The organism is Streptomyces thermocarboxydovorans (genome assembly GCF_039524635.1).
Classification (GTDB): domain Bacteria; phylum Actinomycetota; class Actinomycetes; order Streptomycetales; family Streptomycetaceae; genus Streptomyces; species Streptomyces thermocarboxydovorans.
The window spans coordinates 1-10,148 of record NZ_BAAAGU010000111.1 but is presented as its reverse complement, the minus strand read 5'-3'; the positions used below and the strand labels follow the sequence as shown (position 1 = coordinate 10,148).

Below are 10,148 nucleotides of genomic sequence, written 5' to 3'. Positions count from 1 at the left end.
CCCACCAGACCGCCGACCCTATGCCCCACCAGCGAAAACGCAGTCCTCACGTCCGGAAAGACAACAGCTTCTCAGGTAACAGGGGTCCCCGTCCTGGGTGGTCCACGGCAGCAGTCGCGGTCCTTCTGCCCTGGTACCTCCGGGCCGTTGTGTCGCTCGCTCGGCCATCCTGATTCCCTCTCCTCGGTTCGGCTCGGGGCTACTGATCACCGTCTCGCTGGTGTGAGCCTTTGGGAGTAGCCAGCGTGTCTGCCTTGCTGTCTGCCAAGCTGGTGGGGTGCGGGAGACGATCGGGGAACTGGTCAGGCGGCTGCGCCTGGCGCGTGGGTGGAGTCAGGGGCGGCTCGCCGAGGCTCTGGCTGAGGCTGCTCCTGGTCGCGTTCCGCCGACGCGAAATGACGTGTCCCGTTGGGAGATCGGGACGAGGTCTCCTCGGGAGTGGCTGCCCTTCCTCGCGCAGGTGCTTCAGGTGCCGCGCGAGATGCTGGAGAAGGCGAAGGCCGCTCAGCCGGTCGACTCCACGCCGCGTGTCCGGTCCGTCGCCGACTTCCTGCCCGAGGGCGACCCACTGGCCCCGCTGCGTGCTCGTGCGGGCCGCCGGATCGGGGCCGGACAGGTGGCCGACCTGGCCCAGCGGGTCCACGGCCTGCGGCTGGCCGATGACGTGGTGTACGGCAAAGACCTGATCGGGCCCGCGCTGCGCGAGCTGCAAGCGGCGGTGAAGCTCTACCGCGAGGGCACACACACCGAAGAGGTGGGGCGCGAACTTCTACGGGCCGTCGGAGAGTTGGCGCAGATCGCCGGGTGGGTCGCTTCCGATGCCGGGGAGCATGCCGAGGCGGAGCGCATCTACCGGCTCGGCATGAGCGCCGCGCGGGCCGCCGGGGACGGCGTGCTGTCCGGGAACGTGGCGGGCTCGCTGGCCTACCAGTGGAGCAACACCGGCCGGACAGCGGACGCAGTGGGGCTGGCCCGCGCCGCGCTCAAGGACGCGGGTCCGCACGCCCCGGCGAAGGCTCGCGCGCTGTACCTGGACCGTGTTGCCTGGGCCCATACCCGTGCCGGGCAGGACCGCCCGGCGATGACCGCCCTCGGGGAAGCGGCCGAGGCTCTGTCCGAGGACTCGGCCGGCACCGAATCTCCGTCCTACCTGTACTGGATGGACGCCGGGGAATTGCAGGTCATGGAGGCCCGCGTCTACACCGAACTGCGGCGCCCGCTGCGGGCCGTGCCGCTGCTGACGGACGTGCTCGGACGATACGACGCCAGCCACGCCCGGGAGTTGGCGCTGTACCTTTCCTGGCTGGCGGTGGCCTACGCCGACGCCAACGAGCCCGAGGCCGCAGCGGGGACAGCGGGTCGGATGGTCGCCCTCGGGCAAAGCGGCAGCGAACGCACGGCGGAACGCACGAGGATCGTGCTCGCTCGACTGCGGGCCTATCGCGACGTGCCCGAGGTCGCCGAACTGCTGGCGTCCTGAGCGCCCTCGGAGTTGGCCGTCCGCCGGCCGGAGTCAGCCTCCGGCAGATTCCGGACCTGAGCGGGTGGGGGTCCCTCGTCGGTCGGGCAGCTTCGCCGTGCCAGGGTTCTCCGGGGGCCGTCAAGGCTCACATCGTGACGCGTGCGCTCGGCCTTGGCGGCCCCCGGGGGTTCCTGGTACGCCTCCGGGGGCCGGGCGACGAGGGACCCCCACCCGCGACCGCGAACCCCACACCACGACGAAGCCGCACCCGTAAGTCAGCCCCCTGCCCCTCGGAGGGAGGGCCGGGGTCTGGGGCGGAGCCCCGGAAGTGGCTCGCTGTACGGCTGTTGCGCGCCCGGACCGGCGGGGCCGACGGCAAGCGGGGCGGAGACAGGAGCGGGCGGCGGCCCCGAGGGGCCGGGCGCGCGCGGGCCGCGCCAGCGGGCCGCCTTGATCAAGTAAAGAAACTCTGAACAGCTCACCCACTGCCAACCCACTGCCGAGCTGTCAGCCCTGCCGTCAGGGGCGCTGCTGGCGCTGCTTCTTCGACTCGGCCAGTGCGGCCTCCAGCTTCTCGCGTGGCGACATGTCCGAGTCCGCATCGTCGTCGTGGAGGGGTGGCAGGAGCAGGCCGCGGCGGCTCTTCTCGCGTTTGATCTTCCGGCGCTCGTTGAAGACTCGCTGGTGCTCCTCGCGGATCGTGGCCCATCGCCGGTCCAGCTCCGCTTCCCGTTCCAGCAGCTCGTCATCGCTGAGGTCGGCGAACTCGGCTGCGGATGCGCTGGCCTCGCGGTCGACCTTCTCCCGTAGCAGGTAGTTGGTGATCGGCCCGTGATACTTGCCCGGCTCCGGAGCCGGGCGTACGAAGACCCCGCGCCCCTTGACCGCGTACACGAGTCCTGCCTGCTTGAGGCTCCGGTAGGCGTTCTGCGCGGTGGAGTTGGCGACCTGGAATCGCTCCTGGATCTCACGGGCGGGAGGCAGCTGAGAGCCGGGCGGATAGGTGCCTTCCTCGATCTCGCGACGAAGGATGTCGGCCACCTGAACGTACGGCGGGCGGCTGTCTTCGTTGCGGACGAGGTCGACCGGCCAGTCCGGGCCTTCGGACTCGGCGTCGCCGTGGTCGTCGTCGGCCGGGCCGGCACTCTGGCCGGCTGAGGCGCTGACGTAGCTGCCCCGACCGAGCTGGGAGTAGACGAGTCCCTCCTGCTTGAGCACGCGCAGGGCGTTCTGGACGGTGGAGCTGGAGACACCGAACCGCTCCCGCAGCACCACGTCGGCCCCGCCTTCCTCGCCCACTTCCGCACCACCGCACGCCTGGAGGACTCCAACGCAACTGCCCCCGCCCCCGTGCCCATCGCCGAGCCGGTGCCCACCACGGCGCCCGCTCCCGAAACGGCGGCCCCGACCCCTGAGCCAGTCCCCGCCTCGACACCTGCGCCCCCTCCGGCCGAAGTACCCACCGTGATCGAGGTGCCCGACTCCGCCCCCGCCCCGGCTGTCGCCAAGGCGCCTGCCACCGGCACCCGCCCGGCCCTGCCCGCCCCACTGCTCGCCGCAGCCAGGCGCATCGCGGACACCCACCACGCCGAGCACGGAACACCGATCACCGCCGCCCAGCTCGCAGCCAGCATGGGCATCGCCCTGCCAGTGGCCACCGCCGCACTCGCTCAGCTCTGAGCGACACCCCGGCGACCAGCCGGATCACCTCTCCCTGAAATCCGCGCCCACCCGGTGGGCCTGGTTCGTCATGCCCCGAGCAGCACCAACACGCCTTCCTACCTGGCTGGTTGCTGCTCGGGGCCACACACCCGACAGAGGGACACGCCCCGAATGGTCACCCTGGACCTGCACCATGTGGCAAGCCCCGCCGTGCGGGACCTGCTCCACCTCATCAACCAGCCCGACTTCGACCGCGCACAGGAGCAGATCGAACGCCTCGGCGGCTGCACCGAACCCGTCCGCCTGACCGGCCAGACCACCACCATCGACTCCACGACCGGCGAGGTCGTGCGCTCCTACACCACGACGGAGGAGCCCGCAGGCAGCCTGCTCACCGCGTGCGGCAACCGCCGCGCCTCCCGCTGCCCGGCCTGCTCCCGCCTCTACGCCGCCGACACCTACCACCTCATCCGCGCCGGCCTCTCCGGCGGCAAGACCGTCCCCGACACCGTCCGCACCCACCCCCGCGTCTTCGTCACCCTCACCCCGCCGTCCTTCGGCCCCGTCCACAACCGCCCCACCACTCCAGGCGGCGACATCCGGCCCTGCCGCTGCCGCAAGCTCCACGAACCCACGGACGCCCTGCTCGGGACGCCTCTCAATCCGGCGACGTACGACTACGCGGGCGCGATCCTGTTCAACGCCCACGCCGGAACCTTGTGGGCCCGCTTCACCACCTACCTCCGCCGGGAGCTCGCCGCCCGGCTCGGCATGACCCAGAAGGCCGCCCACGCGGTGCTGCGGGTCTCTTTCGCCAAGGTCGCCGAGTACCAGCAGCGCGGCCTGGTCCACTTCCACGCCGTCATCCGCCTCGACGGCCCGGACGGCACCAGCCAGCCCCCGCCGCCGTACGCCACCGCCGCCGTGCTCACCGACGACATCCGCGCCGCCGCCTCGCGGGTCCGCGTCATGGTCGAGTCGGATGCGGTCGGCGAACGCGAACTCGGCTGGGGCGAACAGCTTGACGTACGCGAGATCGCCGCCTTCGGCACCGACGCCGAATTCACCGACCAGGCCGTGGCCGCCTACGTGGCGAAGTACGCCACCAAGTTCGCCGACGCCTTCGGCACCCTCGACCGCGCCCTGTTCTGCCGCCCCTGCCAGGGACGCGGCGCCACCCTCCTGCCCCCCGGAACCCCGCTCCCCTGCACCGCCTGCGACGGCACCGGACAGGCCCGGCCGTTGCCCAGGCTCGCCGTCGCCCGGCACGTGCGGCAGATGATCCGCACCTGCTGGGAACTCGGCAGGCTGCCCGAGTTCGCCCACCTCAAGCTCTGGAAGTGGGCGCACATGCTCGGCTTCCGGGGCCACTTCTCCACCAAGTCCCGCGCCTACTCGACCACCCTCGGCGCGCTGCGCGCCGCCCGCCGCGCCTGGCGCACCGAACAGGCCCGCATCCACGCCGGCCTGCCCGAGCCCGCCCCGGACACCACCCTCGTCGTCGGCCACTGGGCCTACCAGGGCTCGGGCTACAGCCCCGGCGCGGCCCTCCTCGCGGCCCACGTCTGGCACCGCCGGGAACTGGAACGGCGGTTCATCGCCGAAGGGGGCTGCGGATGAACGCGCAGGAACCCGCCCCTACCCGGCGGGGACTGAGTACGCCGGAAGAGCTGCTGACCGTGCCCCAGGTCATGGCCCGCCTCCAACTCGGCCGCTCCGCCGTCTACGACCTGCTCCGCACCCGCCAGCTCGCCTCGATCACCCTCGGCCGCGCCCGCCGCATCCCCACACACGCCCTGACCGACTTCATCCGCACCCGCCTCGACCAGGAAGCTGCCTGATGACCAGGCCCCGCGACACCCCCGCCTCCCGCCGCGTACGTGCCAACGGAGACGGAACCGTCTACCAGCGCAAGGACAGCCGCTGGGAAGCCGCCGGATACGTTCTCGCCCCCGGCAACACCCGTCGGCGCGTCCATGTCTACGGCACCACCCGCAAGGACGCCCTGGCCAAGCTCACCGAGAAGATCGCCGCCAGCAACCGCGGCCTCCCCGTCCCCTCCGCACAGGGCAGCGTGGCCGCGTACCTGACGTACTGGCTGGAGAACGTCGCCGTCCACCACCTCCGCGAGAACACCCACGCCCGCTACACCGCCTGCGTCCACCGCTACCTCATCCCCGGCCTCGGCAAGAAGAAGCTCACCAAGCTCACCGCCAAGGACGTACGCACCTGGCTCAACCAGCTCCGCACCACCTGCCAGTGCTGCTCGCACGGCATCGACGCCCCGCGCGACCAGCCCCGCTGCTGCGCCGCCGGCCAGTGCTGCCACAAGCTGCTCTCCCCGCTGACGCTCACCTACATCCACTCCGTCCTCAAGTCCGCACTCGAACACGCCGTCCGCGAAGAGGAGATCCCACGCAACGTCGCCCGCAACGTCCGCACCGGCACACCCCGGCCCCGACGCTTCGAACCCCTCACCGCCGACGAAGCCCGCCAGCTCCTCACGGCAACGCGCGGACACCGGTTGCACGCGCTGTTCGAACTCGCCCTCCACACCGGACTCCGCAAGGGCGAACTCCTCGGCCTCCGTTGGGAAGACCTCAACCTCGACACGGGCACCGCCGCCGTTCGCCGAACCTTCAGCGCACCAGCACGGGCGGGCTCACCACGCTGCCCACCAAGACCCGGGCCTCCGAACGCCGCATCGCCCTGCCTACCCGCTGTGCCCAGTCGCTGAAGCTCCACCGCGAACGACAGCAGCGCGAGCGGGAGGCCGCAGGCACCACGTGGCAGCACAGCGGACACGTGTTCACCACTCCCCAAGGAAGAATGATCGACCCGACCAACCTCACCCGCGCCTTCAACACGCTCCTCCGCAAGTCCGGCCTCCGCCGCATCCGCTTCCACGACCTCCGCCATTCGACCGCTACTCTGCTCCTGGAGCAGGGCGTCGAACTCGTCGTGATCAAGGAACTCCTCGGCCACGCCCACATCGGCGTCACTGCCACCGTCTACGCCCACGTACGCCTCCGCCTCCAGCGCGACGCCATCGACGCCCTTGGCGCCGCACTCGTCGGCCGGGAGACCACCGAGACGGCCCGCTCCGACGGCGACGAGCCGCCGCCCTGTACCGCCCACGTCCGCTGACGTTGCCGTCAACTACTGCCGTCACCCCACACAGAAGCCCCGCCAGTATGCACCTGACGGGGCTTCAGTTTGCTTCTGTCACCTAGCGGAGTAGGCGTGGCATCGGGCAACGAGGCTCACGCCCAGCCAGCGCGAGAATGGCGTGAACCTCCGACAGTTCGGAGTTGACCACCTTTAATTCTCTGCCGACAGGGAAAGTCGACCCTGGCGCACATCTCGCCACTCATCCTTTGCGAGCGTGGCACTGGCGAGCAGGATAGCCCGCAGGGATCGAGTCGAGTCAATCACCGGAGATCCACAGATAGCCTCTACGCCTGACCGCTCCTTCTAGAATTGACTTGAATTCCACCGCATCCCCCTTTGCGTCGAAATTTCGCTCAATCAAGAGGTCGATTTCACCCATTACTCGCATCAACTGAGGAGAGTTGAACATTGTGTCACCATGAAGGTGAACTCCCGCCAGAAGGGAATCGGCATCAACGTGCGGCAGGATCGCTTCGAGGTAAGCCCCAGCCTCCCTGCCTGCATACACCCGCTGATGATTCTGATCTTCGATGTAGACCGCAAGACCCATTAAAACTCCCACTCTATTTCGTGGGGTCGACTCGCAAAGACCGAGCCGACCCCACGAACAATCACCTAGGCACTACCGGCTTCGGAATGGGGTGCATTGTGATTACGCCGCCGTACTTGTCTTGGACGACTCGATACCACGTCGTGGGCAGCCCGACGCGGCCCTTGGCGTCGACGCCGACGCGGTCGCCGGTGATGAGCGTGACGCGGTGCTTGACGACCCCCTTCGAGACGGCGGCCGGCTTCTGCGCGCCGCCCGGCCGCTGCACGCCGGCCCGCTGCTGCGCATCGCCCGGTGCGCCGGCCGGGCCGTTCGCCGACGCGGGGCCGGCCATCCCCGCCAGCAGCGCCACGGCCGCCGCGGTGGCGACGGTGGCCGCGCGTGACCTGTTCACTTGTCTGCGCACGTATCCCCCTAGCGAAATCGCCGGGTGGAGTCCCCTCACCCGGCCGGGGGTGGTCTCGTACGCCTGCGCGCACCCCCCGGATCACGCAGTATGACGAGGGGTGATCAAGCGCCTCAAGGGCTGTGGACAACGTCGCCAAGTCGCCGGTCGGCCGTGATGTGCACGCCGCAACTCCGTTACAGAACCGCTGGGTTGGGGCCAGCCGTCGGGGCCGGGACGCGCGGCTGACAGCCCGTCGGAAAAGGAAATGCCGCCGCCCCCCCCCTTCACGGGGGGCGGACGGCGGCACAGGGCGACCGGGAGGTGCCGGGGCGTCAGACGGCGGAGCCCGCCTTCCACTGCTCCCAGCTCATGTTCCAGCCGTTGAGGCCGTTGTCCGGGGCGATGGTCTTGTCGCCGGTGTTCTGCACGACCACCACGTCACCGATGAGCGAGTTCCTGTAGAACCAGGCGCCCGGCGTGTTCGGGTCGTTGGCGCCCTTGACGTCCTGCAGGCCCACGCAGCCGTGGCTGGTGTTGACGTTGCCGAAGATGGACTTGGCGCCCCAGTAGTTGCCGTGGATGAAGGTGCCGGAGGTGCTCAGACGCATGGCGTGCGGCACGTCCTTGATGTCGTACTCGCCCTCGCCGTCGTCGTCGGTGAAGCCGACGGTCGCGCCGTTCATCCGGGTCTCCTTGAACTTCTCGGAGATCACCATCTGGCCCTCGTACGTCTTGTTCTCGGGCGAGCCGGCGGAGATCGGGATGGTCCGGATGGTCTTGCCGTCCTGCGTGACCTTCATCTGCTTGGTCTTGGCGTCGACGTAGGAGACCTGGTTCCGGCCGATCTTGAAGGTGACCGTCTTCTGCTGCACGCCGTAGACGCCCTCGGCGCCCTCGACCCCGTCGAGCGCCAGCTTGAGGGTCACGGTGGAGCCCTCCTGCCAGTACTTCTCCGGGCGGCAGTCCATGCGGTTGGCGTTGAACCAGTGGCAGGCGACCTCCTGACCGCTGGTGCTGATGACGGTGATCCCCTTCTGCACCGCGGCCTTGTTGGTGATCGCCTTGTCGAAGTTGATCGACACCGGCATGCCGACGCCGACGGTGGTGCCGTCGTCCGGGGTGAAGGTGCCGATGAAGCTGTTGGCCGGGGAGACGGTGGTGAACGAGGCGTTCTCGTGGGCGGCGCGGCCCTCGGAGTCCTCGGCGGTGACCGACAGCTTGTAGGTGGTGGCACGCTCCAGCTGGACGGAGGGCTTCCAGCTCTTCTTGTCCGCCGATATCTGGCCCTCGACGGGCGTGCCGTCGGCGGTGGTCAGCTTCACCTCGGTGAGGGTGCCCTTGGCCACGGTCACGGTGGCGGCCTTGTTGATGGAGGCGTTGGTCGAGCCGTCCTTCGGCGTGATCTTGATCTGCGCCTCGGAGGACTTCTTGGCGGCGGCCTCGTCGACCTGGGACTGCGAGTCGCCGTTCCCCCCGTCGCCGGAGTCGCCACCGGAGCAGCCCGAGAGCACCAGCACTCCGCCGAGCAGAGCGGACGCGGCCATCAGACCCCTGCGCCGCTTACCGTCCGTCATCACACGCTTCTCCATCGTTGCCGATTCCCCAGGTCCCCCGCGGGCCCTCCCGCCCGGGCACGCCCGGCCCGAGAAGACCCCGCAATAGCTTTCAACGCTACGGCCGTTTGATCCGGTTCCCCACGGCCCGCGGGTGTGGGGCTCACCACGTCCGCTGTGGCGGACGGTGCGGAAGCCGGTCCGCGCGCCGCTTGAGACGTCGTGTGCCCGGGCGGCGGTTGCCGCCACGGGTCACGATTTCCCCAAGCCGGTCGGCCGACTGCCGTCCCGCCGTCACCGCGGGCGCAGGACCGGTCATGGCTCATGGCCGTCCGGAGCCGTCAGATTCCTGTCAGTCGTCCTGTCAGTCGTCCTGTCAGTGGACTTCTGTCAGTCGTCCTGTCAGTGGACTTCTGTCAGTCGTCCTGTCAGTGGATTTCTGTCAGTCGTCCCGTCAGTCGTCGTAGGGCTCGTCGTCGCCATCATCCTCGCCGAGGTCCCACTCGGGCGAGTCCGGGTCGTAGTCGATCCGCTCACTGCTCCAGGAGGCCTGCTGCAGTTCCACCCCCGGCACCTCCCTCACCAGGTCGAACGGGTCCACCAGATAGGCGAGGGCCTCGGCCGTGTCCTCCGTCACAGCGCTCTCGGCGTGCGCCCGCTCCGCCTCGGGCATGCCCTCGTCCTCGGCGATCCGGCGCAGCGCGGCCTCGGTCACCGCGCCCTCGTCGTCGACCTGGAGCACGACCTCGAGGCGAATCCGTACAAACCCTGATGTCTCTGCACTAGTCATGCCCGGAGCGTACGGCGGGAGGCTCCCGTGACTTTCCTGTGACCCGCGACTTTCACTAACATCGGCCCACACGGCCAATTCGCCAGCGCCACAAGGGGATCGATATTCCGTGTCATCCGCCGTCCGTCCGTTGCTGACCGCCACCGCCGCGGGCACCCTGCTGTGCGCCCTGTGGTTCGTCCCGTCCGCCAACGCGACCTCGGAATCCGCGGAGCCGGCCACGACCAGCCCGTCCCCGCAGGTCACCGAGCAGGGCCGAGCGGCCTCCGCCCCCTTGAACAGCGCCGAGGAGGCCGACGCCGGCCAGAGCGGCGACCGGGAGGGCGCCCGCCTCGCCGCGACGGGCTCCTTCGACAGCACCCCGTACATACTCGGCGGCACGTCCTTCCTCGCCTTCGGCGCGGCCTTCGTCACCTACTCGATCCGCCGCGAACGCCTCGACTCCTAGGGCCTGTCGTTTGGATCAGCCCGCGGGCGCGGGGTCTGGCACGCGCGTCTGCGGCGTTGTCGTCGGTTGCCGATGCTCCGCATCGGCGCCCTCCTCCGCCTTGCAGCTGCACGCACCAGACCCC

10 protein-coding genes and 1 pseudogene are annotated in these 10,148 nt (G+C 69.7%); 6 read left to right on the top strand and 5 right to left on the bottom strand.

Annotation, left to right across the window (positions count from 1 at the left end; genetic code table 11):
• The first annotated feature begins 277 nt into the window (after window positions 1-277).
• Window positions 278-1,480, top strand: coding sequence for an NsdA family TPR-like regulatory protein (locus tag ABD198_RS29945; protein WP_344007775.1), 1,203 nt, complete (start codon window positions 278-280; stop codon window positions 1,478-1,480).
• Between the two features lie 501 nt (window positions 1,481-1,981).
• Here the strand turns inward: ABD198_RS29945 and ABD198_RS29940 are convergent.
• Complete coding sequence (locus tag ABD198_RS29940; RefSeq protein ID WP_344007773.1) at window positions 1,982-2,761, bottom strand: GntR family transcriptional regulator; 780 nt, start codon at window positions 2,759-2,761, stop codon at window positions 1,982-1,984.
• A 174-nt stretch (window positions 2,762-2,935) separates the two neighbouring features.
• On the opposite strand from ABD198_RS29940, the gene ABD198_RS29935 reads away from it, so the two are divergent.
• From ABD198_RS29935 to ABD198_RS29920, 4 genes and pseudogenes are all read left to right on the top strand, one after another.
• Entirely contained in the window at window positions 2,936-3,142 is a 207-nt protein-coding gene (locus ABD198_RS29935) for a hypothetical protein (protein ID WP_344007771.1), read from the top strand.
• Window positions 3,143-3,295: 153 nt separating this feature from the next.
• Window positions 3,296-4,744 carry a replication initiator gene (locus tag ABD198_RS29930; RefSeq protein WP_344007769.1) on the top strand — a complete coding sequence of 483 codons (1,449 nt, stop codon included), beginning with the start codon at window positions 3,296-3,298 and terminating at the stop codon, window positions 4,742-4,744.
• On the top strand, window positions 4,741-4,965 hold the full coding sequence (locus ABD198_RS29925; RefSeq protein ID WP_344007767.1) for a helix-turn-helix domain-containing protein: 225 nt from the start codon (window positions 4,741-4,743) through the stop codon (window positions 4,963-4,965). Before ABD198_RS29930 ends, ABD198_RS29925 begins: the two co-directional genes overlap by 4 nt.
• Window positions 4,965-6,271 (top strand): annotated as a pseudogene (locus ABD198_RS29920) (tyrosine-type recombinase/integrase). Before ABD198_RS29925 ends, ABD198_RS29920 begins: the two are co-directional and overlap by 1 nt.
• 280 nt (window positions 6,272-6,551) lie before the next feature.
• On the opposite strand, the gene ABD198_RS29915 reads toward ABD198_RS29920, so the two are convergent.
• From ABD198_RS29915 to ABD198_RS29900, 4 genes are all read right to left on the bottom strand, one after another.
• Window positions 6,552-6,845 (bottom strand): hypothetical protein, encoded by a 294-nt coding sequence (locus ABD198_RS29915; RefSeq protein WP_344007765.1) that lies wholly within the window; start codon window positions 6,843-6,845, stop codon window positions 6,552-6,554.
• A 61-nt stretch (window positions 6,846-6,906) separates the two neighbouring features.
• On the bottom strand, window positions 6,907-7,197 hold the full coding sequence (locus ABD198_RS29910; protein WP_344007762.1) for a hypothetical protein: 291 nt from the start codon (window positions 7,195-7,197) through the stop codon (window positions 6,907-6,909).
• 368 nt (window positions 7,198-7,565) lie between these two features.
• Window positions 7,566-8,807 (bottom strand): L,D-transpeptidase, encoded by a 1,242-nt coding sequence (locus tag ABD198_RS29905; RefSeq protein WP_344007760.1) that lies wholly within the window; start codon window positions 8,805-8,807, stop codon window positions 7,566-7,568.
• Between the two features lie 433 nt (window positions 8,808-9,240).
• Window positions 9,241-9,576, bottom strand: a complete 336-nt coding sequence (locus tag ABD198_RS29900; RefSeq protein ID WP_344007758.1) for a hypothetical protein — start codon at window positions 9,574-9,576, stop codon at window positions 9,241-9,243.
• Between the two features lie 109 nt (window positions 9,577-9,685).
• On the opposite strand from ABD198_RS29900, the gene ABD198_RS29895 reads away from it, so the two are divergent.
• Entirely contained in the window at window positions 9,686-10,024 is a 339-nt protein-coding gene (locus ABD198_RS29895; RefSeq protein ID WP_344007756.1) for a hypothetical protein, read from the top strand.
• Window positions 10,025-10,148: the final 124 nt, after the last annotated feature.